Annotated in this window: 20 protein-coding genes; 9 read left to right on the top strand and 11 right to left on the bottom strand. The window is 38.2% G+C overall.

The genetic code is table 11. From position 1 onward, the window contains the following. Positions 1-14 precede the first annotated feature (14 nt). Entirely contained in the window at positions 15-1,430 is a 1,416-nt protein-coding gene (gene sthA / locus M5121_RS10810) for a Si-specific NAD(P)(+) transhydrogenase (protein WP_005159656.1), read from the bottom strand. A gap of 191 nt (positions 1,431-1,621) precedes the next feature. Between sthA and lipA the strand changes: the two genes are divergently transcribed. Both lipA and M5121_RS10800 read left to right on the top strand, forming a co-directional pair. Continuing rightward, entirely contained in the window at positions 1,622-2,635 is a 1,014-nt protein-coding gene (gene lipA, locus M5121_RS10805) for a lipoyl synthase (RefSeq protein ID WP_004662555.1), read from the top strand. 392 nt (positions 2,636-3,027) lie between these two features. Next, positions 3,028-4,731 (top strand): DUF4394 domain-containing protein, encoded by a 1,704-nt coding sequence (locus M5121_RS10800; protein WP_249571180.1) that lies wholly within the window; start codon positions 3,028-3,030, stop codon positions 4,729-4,731. Between the two features lie 56 nt (positions 4,732-4,787). Here the strand turns inward: M5121_RS10800 and M5121_RS10795 are convergent, their stop codons facing one another. Both M5121_RS10795 and hrpA read right to left on the bottom strand, forming a co-directional pair. Beyond that, on the bottom strand, positions 4,788-5,894 hold the full coding sequence (locus M5121_RS10795) for a beta-ketoacyl-ACP synthase III (protein WP_249571179.1): 1,107 nt from the start codon (positions 5,892-5,894) through the stop codon (positions 4,788-4,790). 46 nt (positions 5,895-5,940) lie between these two features. Continuing rightward, positions 5,941-9,795: an ATP-dependent RNA helicase HrpA gene (gene hrpA, locus M5121_RS10790; RefSeq protein WP_249571178.1), complete on the bottom strand. Its 3,855-nt coding sequence runs from the start codon at positions 9,793-9,795 to the stop codon at positions 5,941-5,943. A gap of 475 nt (positions 9,796-10,270) precedes the next feature. Between hrpA and ahpC the strand changes: the two genes are divergently transcribed. Both ahpC and M5121_RS10780 read left to right on the top strand, forming a co-directional pair. Next, the gene (ahpC, locus tag M5121_RS10785) at positions 10,271-10,834 is read left to right on the top strand and encodes an alkyl hydroperoxide reductase subunit C (protein WP_004662563.1); all 564 of its coding nucleotides are present in this window, start codon (positions 10,271-10,273) and stop codon (positions 10,832-10,834) included. Between the two features lie 252 nt (positions 10,835-11,086). Beyond that, positions 11,087-11,299: a KTSC domain-containing protein gene (locus tag M5121_RS10780; RefSeq protein ID WP_249571177.1), complete on the top strand. Its 213-nt coding sequence runs from the start codon at positions 11,087-11,089 to the stop codon at positions 11,297-11,299. Positions 11,300-11,346: 47 nt separating this feature from the next. On the opposite strand, the gene M5121_RS10775 is transcribed toward M5121_RS10780, so the two are convergent. Next, entirely contained in the window at positions 11,347-12,546 is a 1,200-nt protein-coding gene (locus tag M5121_RS10775; protein ID WP_249571176.1) for an alkane 1-monooxygenase, read from the bottom strand. A 122-nt stretch (positions 12,547-12,668) separates the two neighbouring features. Between M5121_RS10775 and M5121_RS10770 the strand changes: the two genes are divergently transcribed. Continuing rightward, positions 12,669-13,718, top strand: coding sequence for a helix-turn-helix domain-containing protein (locus tag M5121_RS10770; RefSeq protein WP_249571175.1), 1,050 nt, complete (start codon positions 12,669-12,671; stop codon positions 13,716-13,718). Here the strand turns inward: M5121_RS10770 and M5121_RS10765 are convergent. Together M5121_RS10765 and M5121_RS10760 are read right to left on the bottom strand one after the other, a co-directional pair. Continuing rightward, positions 13,695-14,282 carry an O-methyltransferase gene (locus M5121_RS10765; RefSeq protein WP_249571174.1) on the bottom strand — a complete coding sequence of 196 codons (588 nt, stop codon included), beginning with the start codon at positions 14,280-14,282 and terminating at the stop codon, positions 13,695-13,697. The genes M5121_RS10770 and M5121_RS10765 overlap by 24 nt on opposite strands. Before the next feature lie 38 nt (positions 14,283-14,320). Continuing rightward, positions 14,321-14,539 carry a DUF1653 domain-containing protein gene (locus tag M5121_RS10760; protein ID WP_004662574.1) on the bottom strand — a complete coding sequence of 73 codons (219 nt, stop codon included), beginning with the start codon at positions 14,537-14,539 and terminating at the stop codon, positions 14,321-14,323. A gap of 227 nt (positions 14,540-14,766) precedes the next feature. Here M5121_RS10760 and ahpF point away from each other — a divergent pair, with 227 nt between their 5' ends. Both ahpF and M5121_RS10750 read left to right on the top strand, forming a co-directional pair. Continuing rightward, a complete protein-coding gene (gene ahpF, locus M5121_RS10755; RefSeq protein ID WP_249571173.1) occupies positions 14,767-16,332 on the top strand; it encodes an alkyl hydroperoxide reductase subunit F in 1,566 nt (521 codons plus the stop codon). Positions 16,333-16,491: 159 nt separating this feature from the next. Further along, entirely contained in the window at positions 16,492-16,836 is a 345-nt protein-coding gene (locus tag M5121_RS10750) for a hypothetical protein (RefSeq protein WP_087547500.1), read from the top strand. Positions 16,837-16,888: 52 nt separating this feature from the next. On the opposite strand, the gene M5121_RS10745 is transcribed toward M5121_RS10750, so the two are convergent. Continuing rightward, entirely contained in the window at positions 16,889-17,500 is a 612-nt protein-coding gene (locus M5121_RS10745; RefSeq protein ID WP_249571172.1) for a glutathione binding-like protein, read from the bottom strand. 239 nt (positions 17,501-17,739) lie between these two features. Continuing rightward, positions 17,740-20,202, bottom strand: coding sequence for an ExeM/NucH family extracellular endonuclease (locus M5121_RS10740; protein ID WP_249571171.1), 2,463 nt, complete (start codon positions 20,200-20,202; stop codon positions 17,740-17,742). 184 nt (positions 20,203-20,386) lie between these two features. Between M5121_RS10740 and trmB the strand changes: the two genes are divergently transcribed. Then, positions 20,387-21,103 carry a tRNA (guanosine(46)-N7)-methyltransferase TrmB gene (trmB, locus tag M5121_RS10735; RefSeq protein ID WP_249571170.1) on the top strand — a complete coding sequence of 239 codons (717 nt, stop codon included), beginning with the start codon at positions 20,387-20,389 and terminating at the stop codon, positions 21,101-21,103. Positions 21,104-21,468: 365 nt separating this feature from the next. Further along, positions 21,469-21,828: a hypothetical protein gene (locus tag M5121_RS10730; protein WP_087545230.1), complete on the top strand. Its 360-nt coding sequence runs from the start codon at positions 21,469-21,471 to the stop codon at positions 21,826-21,828. A 186-nt stretch (positions 21,829-22,014) separates the two neighbouring features. Here M5121_RS10730 and M5121_RS10725 read toward each other — a convergent pair whose 3' ends face one another. From M5121_RS10725 to M5121_RS10715, 3 genes are all read right to left on the bottom strand, one after another. Continuing rightward, positions 22,015-22,797, bottom strand: coding sequence for a Rossmann-like and DUF2520 domain-containing protein (locus tag M5121_RS10725; protein ID WP_249571169.1), 783 nt, complete (start codon positions 22,795-22,797; stop codon positions 22,015-22,017). 131 nt (positions 22,798-22,928) lie between these two features. Beyond that, a complete protein-coding gene (locus M5121_RS10720) occupies positions 22,929-24,161 on the bottom strand; it encodes a dihydroorotase (RefSeq protein ID WP_249571168.1) in 1,233 nt (410 codons plus the stop codon). A 12-nt stretch (positions 24,162-24,173) separates the two neighbouring features. Then, positions 24,174-25,190 carry an aspartate carbamoyltransferase catalytic subunit gene (locus M5121_RS10715; protein ID WP_005159617.1) on the bottom strand — a complete coding sequence of 339 codons (1,017 nt, stop codon included), beginning with the start codon at positions 25,188-25,190 and terminating at the stop codon, positions 24,174-24,176. Positions 25,191-25,250 lie beyond the last annotated feature (60 nt).

The following is a 25,250-nucleotide window of genomic DNA, read 5'->3' as shown; positions in this document are numbered from 1 at the left end:
AAATCCATCGCCATTTAAAATAAACGATTCATACCATTCAAAGCTGCTACACGATATGCTTCTGCCATCGTTGGATAGTTGAATGTCGTTTCAACGAAGTACTTCAACGTATTGTTTGGACTATGCATCACCACTTGCCCAATGTGAATAATCTCTGCCGCATTATTACCAAAGCAGTGAATACCTAGTACTTCTAAAGTATCGCGATGGAACAAGATTTTTAATTCACCGACAGTATCACCCGTAATTTGGGCACGAGCTAGATGACGGAATGAAGCCTGACCTACTTCATAAGGTACTTTTTCTTCAGTTAATTGCTGCTCGTTCTTACCAATTGAAGAAATTTCTGGGATTGTATAAATACCTGTTGGTACATCTTTAATTGGCTTAACATTTTTCTCACCAACCATATTTGCACCTGCACAACGCCCTTGGTCATAAGCAGCCGATGCAAGTGATGGCCAACCAATCACATCCCCTGCAGCATAGATGTTATCAACTTCAGTTTGGTATTGATCATTGACCATCAGCTGACCACGGTTATTCGGTGTTAGACCGACATTTTCCAAACCAAGACCATCTGTATTACCAGAACGACCGTTGCACCATAAGATGGCATCAGCTTTGATTTTCTTGCCGCTCAGCAAATGTAAAACCACATGATCATCAAAGGTTTCTAAGCGGTCAATTTGCTCATTATGTCGAATCAATACGCCTTGCTCACGTAAGTGATATGACAATGCATCTGCGATTTCATCATCAAGGTAGCTTAAAAGCTTTTGTTGAGTATTGATCAAATCAACTTTATGGTCTAAACCAATGAAAATCGAGGCATATTCGCAACCGATCACACCAGCACCATAAATAATGATTTTTTGAATTGAATAATCCAAATCAAGAATTTTATCTGAATCAAATACACGCGGATGATTGAAATCTAAACCTTGTGGTTGATAAGGACGACTACCTGTTGCAATCACGATTTGCTTACAAATGATCGTATCTTTGATTCCGTCCTGACCAAAAATCAAAACCGTATTTTTATCTTGGATATAAGCACGTCCATGAAACACATCAATTTTGTTGCGATCATAGAAACGTGTATGCGTATCAACTTGCTGTTGAATTACCTTATGTGCATTACGTAGCACTTGTTTCATGGTGAATTGTTTCCACTCACCGACCTTTTGAAACATTGGGTCACGTTGATATCGAATAATACTTGATACTGTTTGACGTAATGCTTTACTCGGAATTGTTCCTACGTGAGCACAATTACCACCAAGTTGATCACGTATATCAACGATCGCTACACGTCTACCTGCTTTAGCTAGCTTCATTGCCGCGCCTTCACCAGCTGGGCCAGAACCGAGAATTACTGCATCAAATTTTACAACATTCCCACCTACGACCTCTTTCTTACGTGGCATTCAAAGCTCCTTTGTCTCTTCGCTATTTACTTCTATATATATGATAACTAATATGCTATGGCTTGATGTATTTCTCAACCATATATTTTTATATATTCACATTTTCAAAATGAATACCTAATTCATCCTATAAACCAATAAATTTGACTATAATAATCGAATATCTCAAGCAATAGGTTGTAGAAAATAATATGTCTGAACACCGTAAACCTGAACAGGGCATAAAACTTCGTGGCGCAGAAAAAGTCGCAAGAATTCCTGTAAAAGTTATACCTACGGTTGAAGTGCCTCGTAAACCAGACTGGATTCGCGTCAAAATGACTGCACCTGAAGAGGTTCAGCGTATAAAAACAACTCTACGTTCGCAAAAACTCCATACTGTTTGTGAAGAAGCTGCCTGCCCTAACCTCCCTGAGTGTTTTGGTGGTGGCACTGCTACTTTTATGATCATGGGTGATATTTGTACTCGCCGTTGCCCGTTTTGTGACGTGGCGCATGGTCGGCCAAATGCATTAGACCCTGATGAACCACGCCACATGGCTGAAACCATTTCTAACTTAGGTCTTAAGTATGCAGTGATTACTTCTGTAGACCGTGATGATCTATTAGATGGTGGTGCTCAACACTTTGTGGATTGTATTAAAGAAGCTCGCGCACTCAGTCCAAAAACTTTATTAGAAATTTTAGTTCCAGATTTCCGTGGGCGTATGGATATTGCCTTACGCATCATGACCGAATGTCCACCCGATGTTTTCAATCATAATATCGAGACTGTTCCTCGCTTATACAAAGCAATGCGTCCAGGTTCTGACTATCAACATTCTTTAAATCTTTTAAAAATGTTTAAAGAATACTGTCCTGACGTACCAACGAAATGTGGTTTGATGGTGGGGATTGGTGAAACAGAAGAGGAAGTGATTGCTTTACTCGATGATCTTCGTGCGCACGACGTAGATTACGTGACTATTGGTCAATATCTACAACCTTCTAAACAGCATGCACCGATTGATCGTTTTGTTACACCAGAAGAGTTTGAGCGTTATGCTGAACATGGTCGTAAATTAGGTTTTAGAAATATTTGGTCAGCGCCAATGGTTCGTTCGAGCTATTTCGCAGATCGTCAATATCACGGCGAACCTGTTCCAGCAGTACGACGTAAAGTCGATCCTGCAAAAAAAATCACAGTACAAACTGTCGAAGCGTAAGCAATAAATATATCGAAATCGAGAGAGTTTTAAAATTCTCTCGATTTTTTATTTTTGAGTTTTAAAGATTATATTTTTTTCATAACAATTACTTTAATAATTTAGAGTTTCTTAGCTGCCGTGAAGTTGGTGTGAATAATTACAACTCAAAACTCAAATACGAAAAAATCACTTAAAAACACTAGTTTACTTTCAAGCTTGCCCCACTTAATCTAACAAAAGTAAATATAAGATTTTTAAATTATTCATTTAAAAATAAAAGTCGAAATCTTTTTCTAAGGCTAGACCCCTCATTACAGCAATCCAATAACAAGAAGCTCAGAGTGAATAAATAACAGGGAATCCTTCTCAAAAGCTTCTTATAACCAAAATATGTATCAGGATAAACGACTATGAATAAACGAGCATTAACTTTGACCGCAGCAACTCTGGGTAGCCTAATATTATTGGGTTGTAATAATGATTCTAACAACGATACAGAAACTACAAATACTAATACAGGTGACACATTAATCTTAACAAACAACGGTATGATCAGTTCAATAGACCGAATGATGCCAAATAAAATCGTGTCAAATCTTAAAATTACAGGTCTACAAACAGATGATGAACTCGTTGGAATCGATTATCGCCCGAAAGATGGGAAACTTTATGCGGTGGGATTATTAGGTAATATCTACACTTTGAATCCTGCAACTGGTTCAGCCACTTTTATAAAAAAATTAATGGCTGACCCTACTGATACGACTGATGGAAATGCAGCATTTACTAAGATTTTAGGGGATGCGAATCTTATTACTGTGAACTTCAATCCAGTTGCAGATCGTTTGAGGGTTATAACAAATACGGGACAAAACCTTCGAATTAATGTTGATACTGGCGCAACGATTACTGATGGCGCTATCAATTTGACAGAAAGCAACCCTACCATTGTCGCTGGTGCATATACCAATGCATTTGCAGGAACTGGATCAACCAAACTCTATAGTATTGATCAAAATAGTGATCGAATTTATATCCAAAATGCGAATGCTGGAACATTGGGTGTTTCAGCTGCGTTGGGAGCAGATATAAACATTAATGGCGGTGGTGGATTTGACATCGATCCTGTGAGTAACGTCGGCTTCGCAGCGCTAAAACTCAATACTGGTGGTTATAAATTCTTTCAACTTAATCTAGCAAACGTAGGAACAAGCAATGATGCCATTTTTGCATCTGGTGACCTAAATAGTAACTTTAATAGCATGGGAATTCGCGGTATCGCATTAAAAAGAGCAAGTGATGCCACCGCTCAAGCTTATGGATTGACGGCCAATAATAAATTATTGAACTTTGCTTTGAATAATCCAAATGCGGTTATGGAAAAAACCATCACAGGTTTACTCGTTGATGAGAAATTTATTGGAATTGATTACAGACTCAGAACCACTACGACCAATTCTGGAAAACTTTATGGTCTTACCAATAAAGCAAACTTGTATACTATAAATACAGATACGGGAATGGCTAACCTGATTACCTCACTCAAACCTGCGACGGGTAGTAGTTTCACAACATTAGATGGAACAAGTTTTGCCGTTGACTTTAACCCTACTGCAGACAGACTAAGAGTCATCAGTGATTCTGGACAAAATCTAAGAATTAACGTCGATACTGGTGATACTACAAAAGATGGCGATATTAACGGAATTTCTGAGGCTAAAGTTACGGCAGCTGCATATACCAATAGTTTCGCAACACCTATTGCGATGTTAGCTACTGAACTATTTGATCTTGATCAAACAGGCAAAACTCTCACTAAACAGAATCCACCAAACGAAGGTACATTAAACCTGATCGGTAATTTAGGAATCAACTTAGGTATAGACAATGGCTTTGATATTGCTGGTGGTGACAATGGCTTAGCTTTAGCGACTGTGGCAGGTGAAACTGGACCATCTGTACTTTATCGAGTCGACTTAAATAGCGATACAACAATTACAACACCTAGAGCACGTTTAGCTATCAGTGTAGATGGAACACCAAATTTAGCAGCTTCAACTATTGGTGGTAACACCACTCCACAAGTCATCGACCTAGCGATCTTACTTAAATAAGCTGAAATCAAAAAAACCGCATCATTGATGCGGTTTTTTATTTTTGCCTATAAAATTTAAGCAATATGTTTTTGTACGATAATCGAACCAACCGAATATCCTGCGCCAAATGATGAAATTACAGCATATTCACCATTATTTACCTGCTCGCCTGTACGGTGCATTGCAATAATTACGCCCGCAGAAGAAGTGTTAGCAAACTCATCCAAAATAATTGGTGCACGATCTAAATCAGCATCCTTACCAACAACGAGTTTTAAAATTAACTCATTCATATTAGCATTCGCTTGATGCAACCAGAAGCGTTTAACTTGTTCAGGTGTTAATTGTAATTTTTCCAACTGTGCTGTAATGATTTTTGCGACAAGTGGACAAACTTCTTTAAACACTTTGCGCCCATCTTGACGGAACAATTTGTCATCAACAACCGCATCTTCACTACGGTTTAAGAAACCAAAGTTATTGCGGATGTTATTTGAAAATTGGGTAAACAAATGAATATCTAAGATTTCATAACCTGATTTGGTTTCAGTTTCTTCGATAATTGAAGCCGTTGCAACATCACCGAAAATGAAATGTGCATCACGGGTACGGTAGTCTAAATGACCTGAGGTAATTTCAACATTGAGTAATAATACACGGCGTGCGCCACATTTCACTGCATCATAGGCTTGCTTCAAACCAAATGTTGCAGCAGAACAAGCCACATTCATGTCATAAGCATAACCTTGGATACCCAAAGCTGACTGAATTTCAATTGCAACCGCTGGATAGGCACGTTGCATATTTGAACAAGCTAAGATCACAACATCGATGTCTTCTGCGGTAACACCTGCATTTTCCATCGCTTGTTTTGCAGCAATGACGCCCCACTCCGCTTGAAGTGAAAGTTCATCATTGCTACGCTCTTGTAAACGTGGACGTAAGCGTTTTGGGTCAAGAATACCAGATTTTTCGACCACATAACGGCGTTGGATACCAGAAGCTTTTTCAATAAATTCTGGGCTTGAACCACGCAATGCTTCGATCTCACCTGCTGCAATTTTGTCAGCATTTTCTTGATTAAATTGTTCTACATAAGCATTTAAACTTTCAACCAACTCTTGATTAGAAATAGATTCGGTTGGGTGAAATAACCCTGTACCTGTTATACGAATGCCCATGTAAAACTCCTGTAAAGAATGCTTCTAACTTTCATTATTGCTCAGTTTAACCGATTGCTAATCGATCCCATAGTTTTTGCAATCTAGTTGGTGAAATTGGCATCTTTGTTTTCATCGGTTGAGAAAACAAGGAAATTCTAAGTTCTTCCAACATCAAATACAATTCTTTGATTTTAGGATCATTTTTAAATTTAAATACTTTGTCCATCCATGGATCAACATCGTCAATTGCAGCGAGGTCACGTTGTAGATTATTTGGCAAACGATCCAAACGCAATAGCAATGCTTTTAAAAACCGTGGGTATTCCTGCCAAATCTCAACAGGTTTACTGTAGACAAAGTTCGCCAACGACATTAAATCAAGTTGGTCTTCTATGTCATCCACACTTCGACCAAAGATATCCTGATCTAAAACCAATAACTCGCGACGAATTTGCTGCCATTGAGTAAAAATATCAGTAATATCAATTAAAACTTTTTGACCATCTGCCAAGAATTGCTTTTTTACATCAGCAATTAGCTGATTAAATTCCGCTGTATCTTTAGGCAAGGTTTTTATTGAAACTTGTAAGGTTGCATAAACCAGCATTTGTTCCAACTTCGCCCGATCACCTAAAGGCGAATATGCCAAAGCTAATGGTTTGGAAATCTGTTTTTTCAATTGACGAATTAAATCCCCCAATTGCATGTGTAAAAGACGAATCACGCCTTCACGATGTTGCTTAATTGCTTCATCCTGATCATTAAAGGTTTGAATCACCACACCCGACTCATCTTTAACATCAAGTTCAGCAAAAACTTTACTTGGAACCAAAGCCTGATATTGCTTTACGACCACTCCCGTGACTTTTTGAGACGCTTCAAATACAAAATTTTCAGGAAAAGTCTGGAACTCACCCTTTTGCTGCTTCACAGGACGATGAGTTTCGACACGACAACGCGCTTTGAGTTCGTCTAAATCACGTCCTTGCGCAATGAGTTTGCCTTTTTCATCCACAACTTTAATAAAAGGCACGAGATATTGATCAATACGTTCAAAAGAAAAATCTTTTTCAGTAATTTGCTCACCGCGCAGAGCAAAAGCTAAGTAACTAAACAGATGTTCACGCAAATGTACTGCATCGACACCTTGCATCAGTTTTTTCGCAGTATCTGGAATCGGGACTAAATTACGACGTTTGTCTTTAGGCAACGCCTTGAGCAAAGCCTCAATTAAATCCTGACGCCACCCAGGAATCCCCCATGACCATTGTTTTTCATCTACTTGTGGCAAAGCCTGCATAGGAATTTTAACCGTTGCACCATCTTCATCATGGCTTGGATCAAAACGATAACTCGCAGCCAAACGCAATTGTCCATTATGTAAATAATCTGGGAATTGCTGTGTGGTTGGTCGATCATTCATCCATAACGCATCATCTTCTACAAAAAGATAACGCGGATGATCTGGCTCTACTGTTGCACGCCAATCTTCAAAACTACGGCGGCTAGCAATTTCCTCTGGCACTTTTTCAGCATAAAATTGATAAATAGTTTCTTCATCGACCACTAAATCACGACGACGCAGTTTATCTTCAACTCGCTCAACTTCTTCAAGTTTAAGTAAGTTGTGTTTTAAAAATGGCGGTGTAATACCCAAATTACCAGTCGTTAAGGCATCCCGTAAAAAGATTTCATGTGCCGCGGCTTGATCAACTTTCTCAAAATTCACCATACGTTTTGGTTCAATAATTAAACCAAACAATGAAATTTGCGCATAGGCATTCACAATGCCTGCTTTTTTCGACCAATGTGGTTCGAAATAGTGATATTTCAATAGCTCACGTGCAGCTAATAAAATCCATTCAGGATCAATTTTTGCTAAAGTTCGTAAATACACTTGAGAAGTTTCCACCATCTCAAATGCCATCACCCAAGCAGTATTGGTCTTATGCAGTGTACTGGCAGGAAATACTTTGGCTTTCTGCTGACGTACCGCCATAAAGGTATTACGTTCATCGGTTTTATTGGCGATAAATGACAGTAAACCTGTTAACAAAGCACGATGTAAATTTTCATAATTGGCTGCCTTTTCATTAAAGCTTAGCTTTAATCCTTCAGCCAACTCAACTAATTGTTGATGGGTTTGCTTCCATTCCCGTAAACGCAACCAACTTAAAAAATGTTGACGCGCAAATTGACGGCGCTTGTTTTCAGACTGCGTATCAGGACTGGTTTGCAACGTATTCCAAAGTTTTAAATAGAATAAAAAGTCTGAATCTGCTTCTTTGAATAAAGCATGCTTCTGATCAGCCTGCATTTGTTTATCAGCAGGTCGTTCTCGTGGATCTTGAATTGCCAAAGCACTGACAATAATCAATGTTTCTTTCAGCACACCAAAATGAGCGCCACCAATCAGCATACGAGCTAATCGTGGATCAATCGGCATGCGTGCCATCATTTGACCGACTTTAGTTAAATCATTCTTACGTTCGCTTAATGCACCTAACTCAATCAAGAGCTTGCGTCCATCATTCACCAAACGAAAATCAGGTGGCTCAATAAAGTCAAAATCTTCTAAACTACCTAAACCAAGACTTTGCATTTGTAAAATTACAGAAGCCAAGTTCGTCCGTTTGATCTCTGGTTCGGTAAACTCGGGACGACTTAAAAAATCTTCTTCACTGTATAGACGAATACACACACCCGCAGCAATACGACCACAACGACCTTTACGCTGATTGGCTGCTGCCTGTGAAATTGCTTCAATCGGTAAGCGTTGCACACGTGAACGGTAGTTATAACGTGAAATACGAGCAAAACCGCTATCAATCACATACCGAATATTAGGAACGGTTAATGCTGTTTCAGCAACGTTGGTTGCAATAATGATACGGCGACCTTTGCCGCTTGGACTGAAAATCTTTTGCTGCTCGGCGAGTGCCAAACGTGCATATAAAGGCAACACTTCAGTATGCCGAGGACCATATTTTTGCAGCGTTTCCTGTAATTCTCGGATTTCTTGCTCAGTGCTGGCAAAAATCAAGATATCAGCATGTTCTGGATGCCCTTTAGCCTCAGCATCGGCAAAACACTCTTCGACCGCTTGTACAACAGCACGTGGTAAGTTCTCTTCAAAATCATCAAACTCATCATCATCACTACCAATAATACTGAGTTCCGAAATTGGACGATAACGTACTTCAACAGGGAAGCTCCGCCCTTCTACTTCAAAAATCGGTGCATCATTGAAGTATTGGCTAAAACGATTTACATCTAAAGTCGCTGACGTCACGATTACTTTTAAATCAGGACGCTTTGGTAATAACTGTTTGAGATAACCCATGATGAAATCGATATTCAGTGAACGCTCATGGGCTTCATCGATAATGATTGTGTCGTATTTTGAAAGGAAGCGGTCGTTCGTCAGCTCAGCCAACAAAATACCATCCGTCATCAAACGCACGATAGAATCTTGCGATCCCTGCTCATTAAAACGGATTTTAAAGCCAATCGCCTCACCCAGTTTCTGCCCAACTTCTTCTGCAATACGTTGCGAGACACTACGAGCAGCTAAACGTCGCGGCTGAGTATGCCCAATCATCCCAGTGAGACCACGACCAGCAAGCATAGCAATTTGTGGTAACTGTGTGGTTTTACCCGAACCCGTTTCACCCGCCACAATAATCATTTGATGCTTTTGTATTGCGGCAATCAAACGATCTGCATACTGAGTAACAGGTAAATCTTGATTGAGTTTAATTTGGGGAATACGCGCTAAGCGTTGTTTGACTTTGTGGTTAGACTGTTCAAACAGTTTTTCGATTTCTGCTGTTTCTGTTTTTTTATCTTTGCGCAGTCGATTTAAACGGTGACGGTCACGTGCCATAACCCATTGATCTACATTTAAATGACTCTGCACTGAACAGCTTTCCTAGAAAATAAACTAATCAGCTATTTTACGCCTTAAAGCGTTGCTATGCAAAGCAACCACATTTAGTTCTTTTCAAAAACATGCACTATTCAATTGATACACAGGGGTACTTTTACATTTTCTTATTTTTAAACCAAGCAAAACATAGGTAAAAATCTAAGTGTATATCTTGGTTTTCTCTATATTTTTTAGATTTTTGCAATTTTACCCTTGAATTTTAATACTATCGACTGCATGTTGTTATGCAAGTTAGTTTTAGGTATTCGTCATATTTGCTTCATCTTATTGGAGTCAAATAGGCTTATATCTTAGGGTGAAAATCGTTTTATATTGATTCATTCAATTTTCCGATTTTAATCATGTAAAAATACTATTTCCCCAATAACTAAAAATTATTTATTCTTAACCTCGTAAACAAATAAGGCTTTAGCCTCTCAATAAAACCTCAATCATGGAGACAATGATGAGCTTAATTAATACTGAAGTTAAACCATTTAAAGCTGATGCATTCCGTAACGGTGAATTCATTCAAGTCACTGATGCTGATCTTAAAGGCAAATGGTCTGTTCTTATTTTTATGCCTGCTGCATTTACTTTCAACTGTCCTACTGAAGTTGAAGATGCTGCTGAAAACTACGAAGAATTCAAAAAAGCTGGTGCAGAAGTTTATATCGTAACAACTGATACTCATTTCTCTCACAAAGTATGGCACGAAACTTCTCCTGCTGTAGGTAAAGCTCAATTTCCATTAGTTGGCGATCCTACACATCAATTAACACGTGCTTTTGATGTGCATATCGAAGAAGCTGGTTTAGCTTTACGTGGTACGTTCATCATCAACCCAGAAGGCGTAATTAAAACTGCTGAAATTCATGACAATGCAATTGCACGTGATGTTTCAGAAACTTTACGTAAGCTTAAAGCTGCTCAATTCGTAGCAAGCCACCCAGGCGAAGTTTGCCCAGCTAAATGGAAAGAAGGTGAAGCGACTCTTGCTCCATCGATCGACCTCGTTGGTAAAATCTAATTTTTAGATTTAACAATGTTGAAAAGAAACCACTCTAAAAGAGTGGTTTCTTTTTATTTGTCAGTTGCTCACTTTTTGCGATACATCGATCTCAATTCAATAGTAAATTTTTTACAATTCTTATACTTATAAATTTATAACGAAATTCATTTATCAATTGTCAGCCTGCTTTACATGGAGTAATGTCAAATTATGAAACATAAAGAGTTTTTCGTATGTACTAAATGATCAAACTAAAATGGGGGCAAATATATGGAAAAAACTATTGTTGTAACCTTTTGGAAATATGATATTTCTTCACGCTACTTAAAAATTTTTTACAGCAATGGCACAGCCGAGCTTTATCACCCTGTTCCAGAATTTGTGTATGACAATTTGCTACGCACAACTGATAAGACTGCTTTTGTCCATAAATACCTTGAGTTTGATCTGCATTTTAAACGACTTTATCTTTTAGCCTCATAAATAAAAAAACCAGCCTATATTAAGGCTGGTTTTTTTATTTAAATTTATTAAGCAGCTTCGACTTCAACTTGTTCAGCATACTTCTCTAATATTTTTTCTTTTGCGTCTGGATGAATATTAATTTTCTCCATATTGCCTTTGTAATGCTCTACTACTCGATCATCCATAATTTTTGACCACCATGAAGGAATAAAGGCTGGTAAAATCATCGCTCCATAGCCCGCTGGTAACTGTGGTGCATTTTCAAAATGACGTAGAGTTTGGAAGCTACGTGTTGGATTTGCATGATGATCTGAGTGACGCTGTAATTGATACAAGAACAAGTTAGTCACTACATTGTTATTGTTCCAACTATGCTCAGGTAAAGTACGCTCATATTGACCATTGGCTTTCTTTTCACGTTTTAAACCATAATGCTCAATATAATTTACTGATTCAAACAAAGTAATCGCATAGGCAGCCTGTGTCACTTGGAACGGTACTGAACGCACTCCAAATTTGCTAAACATAGCAGCATGGTACACAGCAGACATCGCCCAACCATGAATCAATTCATTCTCTTTACAGAAGAATGGCAATTTTTTACGCTCTAAACGATTTTTCTCAATTTCGATCGCAGATTTGAAACTACCAATCACTGTACGAGGTAAAAATTTCCAGAAAGTTTCACCAAGTCGAGATGATGCTGGATCTTCTGGCGTTGCAACACGGCGGTGATGACCATATGGATGCTCAATACGGAAGTGATTATAGCCCGATGGAGCTAATGCCAAATGTGATAAATAATGTTCGAGACGACCACTTTTATGACTCAATTCATGCGCCGTATTGATGGCAATACCATTCACCATCCCCACCAACGTACCCAATAACGCTTGATCTGCAAGTGATGTACCTTTACGACTTGCCAAATAAGTGCCGTAAATATTGGTCGCATATTGCAATGGAATAAAAAGTTTAACAATTCGAGAATAATATGGATCAGCTTCTAAATCTGCAATCGCATCAAGTGGTGGATTTTCTGTGTCCTCACCAATTAACTTATCCAATGCAGGAATAACACCATGAATAAATAATGGGCCAAAAGAGGCAAATAATTTTTTGGTTTTTTCCGGTCCAAATTGATAACCTGCTAAACCACTCATTGCAATGGTCGGTACTGCCAAACCCAATAACCACAAATGACGTTTTTTATCTTTAAAAGTTGTTGTTGCTTGCTCTACATCCAGTTGAGTATGCATATTCATTAGAAACTCCTCAATCAAACACAAAATGTTTTGCTTGAATTGATTGTGTTCTTTTGCAGTCACTCTATATTATCATTTTAAGACTTGATATTATCATTTTAAGACTTTAGTGGTTTTTTATTGTGCAAAAACAGCAAATCCCTGTTATTCCGTCTCGTTATTACTTGCGGTTGATCGAAATTCTGATTGGTACTCATCAATATGATAATGAGGTATTAAACGCATTTCATAACGAACTCTCTAAAACTGAACTTTTATCAATTCAACAAATTGAACAATTTATTGCACTTGGCCTGAGCCTACCTAACACAGAAGATTTGGCTTTTGAACTCGGTAAAAATCTAAAACTCAGTTCGCATAGTTTGGTTGGATATGCATTAATGACCAGTCCAAATTTAGAACATGCATTGAGATTAATCGCACAATATTTTCGGCTAATTATGCCAAGCTTTAAGCTATCGATTCAATTTCCAACTAATCAACATAAAGTTGAGTTATTACTTGAACCAATCTTACAAATGAATAAGCAATGTTTAGCATTTCATATTGAAGCAATCGCGGTTGGCTTTTACTACAGCCTGCTGGAACTGGCTGGACAGCAACTACAACGTTATCAGGTTTATCTAAGCATTCCTGAACCTGTGTATCAGGAACGTTATCTACATTTAGTCAAAGCCAGCTTTTATTTTAACTATACGTGGATGTCTGGCATCCGTGTCGTGATTGATCAACAACAGTTGGCACTTTCCTTACCTTTGGCGGATGCTCATAGCCTAAAAGTGGTTGAACAACGTTGTCAGGAACAGATTCAAAAAATTTACCATCAGGGCGAAATTGTTGAATGGGTCAGCATGATGCTAAGACAAGCCAATCAAGTGCCGACCTTAACCGAATGCGCTAAAGTTCTAAATATTTCTACCAAAACCCTGCAACGCTATTTACAGCAACAAGGAGTTGAATTTCATGCCTTAAAACAGCAGATCAGCATTGAACGCGCTATCGACCTTCTACAAAATTCAACCTTTACCATCACCCATATTGCCTATGAATTGGGTTATTCCAACCCTGCAAACTTCACCCGCGCATTTAACAAAGTATTAGGTTGTAGTCCCCAGAGCTATCGCTCAAAACATCAAGATCAAACGCATCTACTTCAAGACAACCAGACATAAACCTGCACCTACAGGTAAAATAGTACTCATATAATTTTCGTCCGCTTTAATCAACTCAAGAAAATCTTTGACCTCAGCAGCATGCGAAATCACATTATCAACGATCAATGTATTACCCGAGAACTGCAATAGACGTTTTAAATCATTCCAGTAACTCACATAGCAGCCACGTTCCGCATCTAATAAAATTAGATCATAGGATTCAGTTGCTTGTGCCAAATAATCTGAGGCATCGCCGACCCAAAAATCAATAAAACGCTCTAATCCAAATTCTTCAGCATATTTCTTGGCTTGAGCACTTCGGAAAGCATTGATCTCTAGGGTTTGAACTTTACCTCCGACCGATTTTGCAGCCTCAGCCAACCATAAGGTTGAATATCCCGTCGATGTTCCAATTTCTAAAATCTGCTTTGATTGCTGAGTACGTACTAACATCCCAAGTAACTTAGCAGATTCTGCTTCAATATTTCGGTAACGTTTTAAACGATCAGACTGCCGAGCATCATGTTGCTTAAGTTCATCATATAAATCAGCAATACGTTGTAAAAAAACGGCGCTCGTCATGTCTTGTCTCCGTAATGCTCAAAAGCAAAAGTTCAAATTTAAGTCGCTTGTATTAATTTAAAACGTGGAATAACTTGCCCATCTTCAAGTTCAACTGTTTCAACAAACATCGATAATGGACGCACCCACATTGAATAATCACCATATAAACATTGATATACAACAAGTTGTTCCTCAGTTTCACTATGTCTAGCAACATTAAATACCTGATAAATTTGACCCTTGTAGTGTTGATAAATACCACGTTGTAATACCATTTGCTGCTTCCTTATATACGTCATGAAATAATTGCAGTTATATAACAAGTTTGAATATATTCAAATTTTTAGGTATAAAAATCTTCAAAATGTTTATTTTATCTTAAATTCAAAAATCCGATCAAACCCATAAAAACATACTGTTTTACCTATTTATTAGTTTTGCGTACTATAGCTTCATCGAATGAATTTAGCTGATTTGAACTGCTTAGAATTTGGAGAAATACATGTTAGATCAAAATATTAAAACTCAATTAAAAGCTTACTTAGAACGTTTAGAAAGTCCAATCGAGTTAGTTGCGGCTTTAGATGAATCAGACAAAGCTGCAAAAATCAAAGAACTCGTGACTGAAATTGCAGAACTTTCTGACCAAGTTACGGCGCGTTTTGACGGTTCAAACGCTCGCCGTCCGAGTTTCGGTGTAGCTAAAGCAGGTGAACAACCACGTGTGTTCTTTGCTGGTTTACCGATGGGACATGAGTTTACCTCTTTGATCTTGGCTTTATTACAAGTATCAGGTTACGCACCTAAAGTATCTGATGAAGTCTTGAACCAGATCAAAGGCTTAAATTTAAAAGCAAACTTTGATGTGTTTGTTTCATTGAGCTGCCATAACTGTCCAGATGTGGTTCAAGCACTCAACTTGATTGCAATCTATAACCCGAATACAACGGCGACCATGATTGATGGTGGTTTCTTCCAAGAAGAAGTTGAAGAACGCAAAATCTTAGCTGTACCGATGGTGTTTCAAGACAATGAACATATTGGACAAGGTCGTATGACTTTGGAAGAAATCGTGGCGAAGTTAGATACCAACTCAGCTGAAAAAGATGCCGCAGCACTTAATGCCAAAGATGCTTTTGATGTATTGGTGATTGGTGGTGGTCCTGCAGGTGGTACAGCAGCGATTTATGCAGCACGTAAGGGTATCAAAACAGGTATCGTGGCTGAACGCTTTGGTGGTCAGGTCATGGATACTATGGACATTGAGAACTTCACCACGGTTCAAAAAACTGTAGGTCCAAAGTTTGCTCAAGATATGGAAGCCCATGTACGTGAGTACGGTGTGGATATCATGAATTTACAACGTGTCAGCAAGATCACAGGTGCAGATCAGATAGCCAATGGTCTGGTTGAAGTTGAATTGGAAAATGGGGCTAAGCTTGAATCGAAAACCATTATTCTTTCAACAGGCGCACGTTGGAGAGAAATGAATGTACCGGGTGAAGCGGAATACCGTACCCGTGGTGTTGCGTACTGCCCACACTGTGATGGCCCATTATTCAAAGGCAAACGTGTTGCGGTGATTGGTGGTGGTAACTCTGGTCTAGAAGCAGCGATTGACCTTGCAGGGATTGTGGAACATGTGACGTTGGTTGAGTTTGATACCAAGCTTCGTGCAGATCAAGTGTTGCAAGACAAGTTAAACAGCTTGCCCAATATCACTGTGATTTTGAATGCGCTCAGTACTGAAGTTGTGGGAGATGGTTCACAAGTCACTGCATTGAAATATAAAGATCGTGCGACTGATGTTGAGCATACAGTTGAGCTTGCAGGAATCTTTGTGCAGATTGGTTTATTGCCAAACACAGATTTCTTGAAGAACAGTGCGGTTGAACTCAGCAATCGTGGTGAGATTGTGATCAATGATCGAAATGAAACCAATGTCAAAGGTGTATTTGCTGCGGGTGACTGTACCACCGTGCCTTATAAGCAAATCATCATCGCGACTGGTGAAGGTGCCAAAGCGTCTCTATCCGCTTTTGATTATATGATCCGCTCTGGTGTTTAAAATAATCTAAAAACATGTACACGCATTTACATTTAAAAAATGTAAGTGCGTGTTTTTACAAGTTATCAACAAATTTTCAACTTTATTATTCATACAATTTATGTTTATATTTTCGCTATCCATACCTATTGGATGCCACAAAGAAAAGGAAACATGAAAATGAATAAATTACTTGTTGCATTAGGTCTCGCTGCTACTGTTGCGCTTGTAGGCTGTAATAAAGATAAAGCGCCTGAAACTGGGGCAACTACTGGCGAACATTTAGAAAACGCTGCTGAACAAGCTGGCGCTGATGTGAAAAATGCTGCTGATTCTGCAGCGAGCAATGTTGCTACTGCGGTAGATACTGCTGCTGATCAAATCGACGCTGCTGCTGATCATACTGCTCATGCAACTGCTGAAGCTGCTGCAAAAACTGAAGCCGCTGCACGTGATGCAACTGCTAAAGTTGCTGGTGCAGTTGAAAACGGCGCTGCTGATGTAAAACAAAAAGCTCAACAATAATTTGATCATAAAAAAGCCTCTATCATAGAGGCTTTTTTTAATGCAAAGAAAACTAACCGAGTAATCCTTCATCACGCATTGCAATTTGTACCGACTGACGTTCAGCCACTTTATTACGCAAAGCGATAATATGAGTATATGGTGTTAAATCGTGTTCAATATGATTTGACCAATTTGTAAGTACAAATAAATACGCATCTGCTGGACCAAAATTATCATCCACTAAATAATCATATTCTGATTCAGCTAAATAATTGTCGATATATTTCAGTAAACGATCTACTTCAGCATACGCTTTGGTTTTTTCATCATCCGTTAACTTACCACTAAAGAAAACTGCATAAGCATCATGCAACTCAGAATTTAAATAACCTAACCATTCAAGGACTTTGGCACGCCCCATGCCCGATGGTGGGATTAAATCCTGTTTAGGATCGTGTTGTGCCAGAAACGGTAAAATTGCAACGTTCTCAGTTAAGATTAAACCAGGATTAATCTCTAAAGCTGGAACATAACCTTTCGGGTTAATTTCATAATAATCTACCCCTTTCGAGGTTTTATGTGTTTTTAGATCAACGCGTTCTAAATCAAAATCTACATTTATTTCATTTAAAATAATATGTGCTGCCAATGAGCAAGCACCAGGTGAGTAATACAACTTCATAATTGATCCTTGTTATCTAACTCTTATGTTCTAAAATGCTTTACCATAATTTGCAAAATGTGTTTCCACAAATTTGTCAAAAAAAGTAAAAAATACTGAATGATCTGACTATTAGTGAAATTACATGATTTTGCAAGTAGTCTTATGTCAACTTTTTATTATCATCGTATATATCCTGCTCAAATAGATCATTTTTTTGAGGAGAATAGATTACTTCTATCCTCCTCTTTTTGCATAGATCACACTTTATCTTTTCTTGAGCGCTTGGAAAAACTTGCAAGACCCAAAAGACCTAAGATCGATAACCATCCAAAACTCCCCGATGAAGTATTTGACGGTGAAGGTTTATTCTCGGCATCACTCATATCAAGATCAACAATTACAGGATCATGATCTGAAGAGCGATATGCATCTTCTGAGAAAAATAATGCTTTTTGTGCATCGGTTTTATATTCTTCGTTGTAATCTAAGACTGTTGGTTCATCTGCATTGATATGCCAAGTAAATGCTTTTTTTACTTTACTATATAAATTTGCATCTGCAATTGCGTGATCTAAATTGCCTGCGCCGCCATAGCCTTCCGCATTACTTGATACACCAAATACATAGCTATAAGCCTGCTCACCTTGCCCTACAACTTTGTCATTTAATAGAACTTTGTAATTTGCCTTTTCAAACACCTGAATCGGATCTTCTTTAGCATAACTATTCATATCCCCTAAAACTAAGATGTTTGGCTTTTCTACCTGAGTTGGATTTTTTGCCATCCATTGAACGAGTTGTTCAACAGCTTTCACACGTGTCGGGTTCCAACAACCTTGCCCATCTTTTTGATCAGCGTCTGTTGTATTCGTATCAACACCTGTACATCCTTTAGATTTCAAGTGATTAGGAATAATCGTGAACATTTGCTTTCCAGAAATCGGTTGGAAAGTTTGCGCAATCGTTGATCTATTCTTATCACCTAAATCAAGTACAACTGGCTTGTTCACAGGTTTTACACGTTTGCTGTTATAAATAATAGCAACAGCAATCACATCTGTTCCTAAACGATCCTGATTTTCAGGAACTACATATTTCCAATCAGCGCCTAAAGCTTGGGTTAAATATGCAATTGCACTATTTTTATCATAGCCATTGTTTGTAATTTCCATCAAACCGTATACATCGGCATCAATTGCTTTTAAAGCTTTAATAATTTTCAGATGCTGTTTATCAAATTCAGATTGACTAGATGCACCACGCTCAGTAGGAAATCCTGTTTTGCCATTGTCATAATTTAAGACATTAAAAGCTGCTGCACGAATCAACTGCGTATCTTTAGTGGAGACATTTGGTCTTGAAGGTGTTTTAGTGACCAATTCTGGGAGATTACGCCCCTGAATAGGTTGAATGCGCCAACCATTAAAACGATATTCTAAAATCCCTTCAATGTTCTTAAGTTGATCACCAGAGCGCAAACTATTTGTTGCACTGAAGCTCTGCGGCAACCAAGGCGTTCTGTTTTGATTGTTATAACCATCATCTAAAATAATCTTCGATAATAAGTTTTTCTGTGCTAATGCTTTTGCCTCAGCAGATAAAGGTGGATATAAATTTGTTGGAATAAATAATCGCTCCTTACTCAGTGACAGCTCACCAAAGCGACCATAATTATAATTTTCACTGATGGTTAAAGTTTGTGGTAGTTTTACCAACATCCCTTGATAAAGTTGCGGTGAATTTGCAGTTAATTCAGTCAAACTATTAAACGGTAAATCAACACTTTTTGGCTGTACCTGACTTGTCATATTGCTATTACAGGTCAAAATATTTTGCTGTAACTGATCAATCTGTAATTGGTTTTGATACGCAGTCAAACGTCCTCGTAAGATCACTTCATCCCCAACTTGCCCGCCTTTAACAGAGCTACTTGCTGGAATATAAACAAAAATCGCATTACTCACGTTTGGTTTAGCTTTGCTATCAACAGTTTGAATATAGAAACCAGAGAAACCATTTTCATAACGATAATCAGCAGTGATCACACCACGGAGCGTATAGTTTTGCCCTTGAGTTGCTTTATTATTTAAATCTGCAATCGCGGTGTCCGTACTTGAGCAACTGACTATTTCAGTAATAGGAGGTGTTGTTGAGCCTGTTAGATTTGAAAAATCATTCCGATCCTTCCATGCACGCCAAGAATTATCAAGATCAAATATAGTTTTAGGATCAACCTCAGCTACAGGATTTACCGTTTGCAAGCGAGTAAAACTATTCGCTTTACTAATTGTTGTTGTGCCCCAGCCACCAGAAGCTGGTTGCTCACCCAATCTTCCAAAACGATCTACCACTTTGCCTTTATAAACCAATAAAATGGCATCATCGCCATTAAACGAAAGTGCAGCGACTTGATTGACCTTATCCCCTAACTCAGTTTGTAAGGCAGTATGTCCAACTAAAAAGCGCCCCTTACTCGCAAGATTTCCGACTAAAGGATAGACAAATGGCTTAGATGTACCACCATTATTAAACTGTTGAATCTCATAATCAGCTAAATTAACGGCTGTTTGATCTGGATTATAAATTTCTAATCCTTTTTTATTATTACTACCATCAATATATTGGCTAAACATCAACTGGGCATGTGCCACAGAAAATACCGAAGAAGCCCCCAATAAGCCTAAACAAATTGCAATCGAATGGAATTTAAAATTTTTCATAAATTTTTACTTAATGTTTAAATCGACATTAGGCTATTCAATCTCTGTGACAAAAACATGAAGATTTTTTTACAAGTTTTTGATCGTTTGGAAAAACAAATGATCAAATAAAATCATTTAAAGATTTGACTTGACCTGATGAACCCTTAAAATACGGCATTTCTATATTTATATCTCCAGAATCATGTCAAACGATCAGTTAGAAACGCAAATTACGGAACTCGACAATTTGTCTGAGCACCGTGAAATTGTGACGTTTATGCGTCGTTCAGCTCCGCTTAATACATCACAACGGACTGCTTTAGAAGATTATCGTGATTTAATTTTGGAATACCCTGTTGGTGATTTACGTCAACACTTTGAACACCCTGAACGACCTTTAACTGTTGAAATTGGCTTTGGTATGGGGCGTTCTTTGGTACTCATGGCAAAAGCCAATCCAGAACGTAATTTTGTCGGAATCGAAGTACATGTACCAGGAATTGCACAATGCGTGTATGAAGCTGGTATGGCTGGCTTGAAGAATTTATTTGTACTTGATGCAGATGCGATTCAAGTATTACGTGAAATGCCTGACAACAGCATTAACTGTGTGCAACTGTACTTCCCAGATCCATGGCAGAAGAAGCGCCACTTTAAACGCCGCTTTGTGATTCATGAACGTATGCAACTGGTTGAACAGAAGTTAGAGCTTGGAGGTACCTTCCATGCTGCTACTGATTGGGAGCCATACGCAGAATGGATGCTTGATATTTTAGATGATCGTCCAGACATGGAAAATTTAGCAGGTAAAGGTAATAGCTACCCTCGCCCTGAATGGCGTCCAGTAACCAAATTTGAGCGTCGCGGACTCGAATCTGGTCACAAGATCAATGACTTTATTTTTAAAAAAATTAAGTAATGACTCTTAAAATTTCAAATACAAATAGCATTAAATATGATTTATTTAATGCTATTTATCTCTTATTGGCTTACTCATATTCATTTTTTAAAATCTTAAAAGAACAAAAAACTGAATGCTCTCTGATGTCCATAGACGATAAAAACTATATCTCTCAAACCGTTATTATCGAACTGACTTTATAGAATCAAACCTGATCAAACCTAAGTTGTTCTATTTACATGATCTATAAATATTTTTTACTCATATTTAGCTAAAATAAGAAACAGATAATTTTTACATCCCTTTAAGAAGTTATCGTTTCATAAACAATGAGTGCTATTCACTGTAATGATTTAACTCAATGATGAAGATAGGTTGGTTTTATGGAAAAAATACTGCAATGCCCCAAATGTGGTTCTACAGAAATCGAAGTACGTGATCATAACAAATTACTAAAAACAACAGGCGGAGTTCTAATGACGGCGGCGGGAACTACGGCTGGAACAGTGGGTGGAGCTGCAACAGGTGCATCAGTTGGTGCCACGATTGGTACTGTAGCAGGTCCATTAGGCGTCATTGTGGGTGGGACTATTGGAACATTTGTAGGTGCAATTAGTGTCGGAATTACTGGAGGAATCGCGGGTAATATTTTTGGGAAAAAAGCAGGTGTGGCGATCGACAAAAATATTTTCCAAGACTATCTTTGTCTCAAATGTAAACATCGTTTTAAACAGAAAAATTGATTAAGCTTGAGGCACATTTACATTCTTTTTTTAAGCTGATATTTAACAAATTATATAAGCTCAATGTATTTAGAGATAATCGCTCGATTTTCTAATATACAAATACATGATGTTCTAACATCTCTTGATATTAAAAATCATTCAAATTTTGTCCATCACAAATAAAATGAAATGGTTTCCCTATCATTATTTTCCGTGTAAATGTCGTTTCATAATACCTTCACTTAAAAGTTTATAAACATCCACAAGATCGCTTCCTGAATTCTTTTCTAATAACTGTTGATGCATTTTTAGAATATTTTCATCACCACGCATTGCAGGACCTGTTTGCATTTCTTTAGGATTATTGATCGTTGCTTTTTGAGCAGTTTCTAAAATCAATGGATAAAGTAAAGAAAAATCAACCTGTTGCTCATCAACAATTTGTTTAGAAAGATCATAACAGTAATTGCTAAAATTACATGCAAAAACAGCAGCCATGTGTAATGTCTGACGTTGTTGAGAACTATATTGATAAACCTTCGGAGTCAGACTATGTGCTAATGAAGCGAGCAACTCCAAGTCGTTGTGCCGAACTGCCTCGACAAACATAGGTGTTTCTGCCCAATCAATCGCACGCTCATGACTAAAAGTTTGTAAGGGATAAAATACGCCAGATCTCTCATGTACTGTTGAAAGCACCTCTAAACTGGTACTTCCTGAGGTATGAACAATTAATGCTTGCTGTAAATAATGATTAATTTTCTGAATAACATCAGCTATGGATTGATCTGATATGGCAATAATAACGAGATCAGTATTGGGATTTAATTGATCAAAATGATTAATCCCAGTAGCTTCCACTAAAGATGCTAAACGATTTGCTTTTTCTAAATCACGACTAAAAACTTGTACAATCTGGTGATCAGGATGTAATACTTTTGCTAAATGATAAGCAACACGTCCTGCACCAATAAATGTAATTCTCATTTTTATTCGACCTATATACAAGCAAAGCTATCCATTATTAAATTATTTACGGAAAATTTCTAATAATGAATTAAATCACTAAAAAGTTAAGCAGAATAAGTCACAAAACCTATTCTGCTCAGAAACAAAGTTTAGATGAATGTCTGTACCGCTTTACCTTTCAAGGTCTGGCCTAGCAAAGGTGTATTTTTACCTTGAGATAAAATTGTCTCTTTTGATACTACCCACTCTAGTTCTGGATCAACCAACACCCAACCTGCTTCTTGCTTCCAACGTTCAGTCATATTTGCAACCTGCGCTGGAATTGAAGTCACTTTTTCAACCCATTCTAATGGTTCAAACAGACTTTCTTGAATCAGTTGTACACCCAAAGCCACATAAGTATCAAAAGCCGTTATTCCTGGTTGTGTTTCTGCAAAAGGCGCCATTTTTGCTGAGCTACTTAATGGTTCATGATGAGTACAAATTGCATCTATCACGCCTTCTTTCACACCTTGACGTAACAATGCTTTATCTTGCTCAGAACGTAATGGTGGGCGAACATGCGCAAGTGAGTTAAAACCATCAGTGAGTTGTTCAGTCAAATGTAATTGGTGCATCGCAACATCCGCAGTGACTGGCAAACCTTTAGCTTTAGCTGCGCGAATCAAATCAACTGACGCACCACAAGACAATAAACCAAAATGTGCTTTCACGCCTGTTGCTTCAATCATCAAAAGGTATTTAGCAATTGCAACTGTTTCCGCGATCGCTGGAATCATTGGTAAGCCTTGACGAGAAGCGATAAAACCTTCGTGCGCGCAACCATCTTTTGCAAGCTGTGGCTCTTCGGCATAGAAGACAACGGTCAAATCCAAACCAGCAGCATACTCAAGAGTACGAATCACAACATCATCATTTTCAAATGCTGCATTGGCATTAGAAACAGCAGTACAACCACCTTTCTTTAAACTTGCCATATTAGCCGGCTGTTTTCCATTTAGTCCTTGCGTCTGTGCGCCAATGATCTGTAAATAGATACCGCCATCGAGTTGTGCCTTTTCAATCAGACCATGAATAAGTGCGCCATTATCTTGTACGATAGGTTTTGAGTCTGGTGGAGTAATGACATGCAGAATCCCATTGGCACGGGCTGCCCTGCCTTCTGACTTCAGGGTGCCATGCTGCTGCTGACCTGGCTCACGTAAGCGTGCACACAAGTCAACCATGGTTGGCATTAACCATTTACCTTGACCGTCAATCGTTTTATCAATTTGATCTGCGCTATCAACCAATTTACCATTATTAATATAAACCGTTTGAACTTGATCAGTTTTTTGAATTGGATCGAGCACACGGACATTTTCAATTTTTACAATACTCATGTGATCTATCCTTTAAAGTGCAATCGCTTCAATTAAACCTTGTTCTTGTAACTGCCCTTGCATCGCAAGTGCCAGTACCGCCATTCGTACTGCAATACCGTTGGTTACTTGTTTCAAAATAACCGATTGATCTCCATCCGCAATACTTGAATCAATTTCAACACCACGGTTCATCGGCCCTGGGTGCATCACGATGCAATCAGGTTTAGCGAGCGCCAAGCGTTCTTTATTAAGTCCATACATTTTGTAAAATTCAGATTGTGAAGATAATGCAGGTGAATCAATACGCTCATTTTGAATTCGTAATGCAATAATCACATCACAGTCTGTTACGCCTGCATCCATTTTATTAAACAGGCGTACATTTTCGCCATATTCATTAAAACCAACTGGTAACAGCGTATTTGGTGCAATCACGCGAATATCTTTGCAACCTAGTGTTTGTAAAGCAGCCACATTGGAACGTGCTACACGCGAATGTTTAATATCACCAATAATCGCCACAGTTAAGTCTTCAAATGGCTTCTTGGTTTCACGGCGAATGGTCAGCATATCTAGCATCGCTTGCGTTGGGTGCGCATGACGACCATCACCTGCATTGATAATTGCCACTTTAGGACAAACATCTTTAGCAATAAAATGTGCTGCCCCAGAAGATGAATGACGAACTACGAAAATATCCGCAGCCATCGCTTCCAAATTCCAAAGCGTATCCCGCAGCGTTTCACCTTTAGAGGTACTTGAACGTGCAATATCGATATTCAGAACATTTGCAGACAAACGTTTTGCTGCAGCCTCAAATGTAGTGCGAGTTCGAGTAGAGTTTTCAAAAAAAAGATTCATTACCGTCAGCCCTTCTAATAACGGACGGTTAATCAAATTATTATTGTCGTCTAAAAAACTTTGTGCGGTATCTAAAATCTTGGTCAGGCTTTCTTTAGAAAGACCCTCAATGGTTAAGAAGTGCTTTAAATTTCCTTGTTGATTCAATTGAACCTGACTTGGTTGATGCAGGGCTGCAATATGCATAAAAGATTCCTATAGGTCGAATCACCAAAACTTGCATAGTGTAGCCCAATTTCTCTACTT

Origin of the sequence: Acinetobacter sp. ANC5681 (assembly GCF_023488045.1) — a bacterium.
In the GTDB taxonomy this organism is placed as follows: domain Bacteria; phylum Pseudomonadota; class Gammaproteobacteria; order Pseudomonadales; family Moraxellaceae; genus Acinetobacter.
Note: the sequence above shows the minus strand (reverse complement) of the source record. Positions and strands in the feature narration are given on the sequence as shown.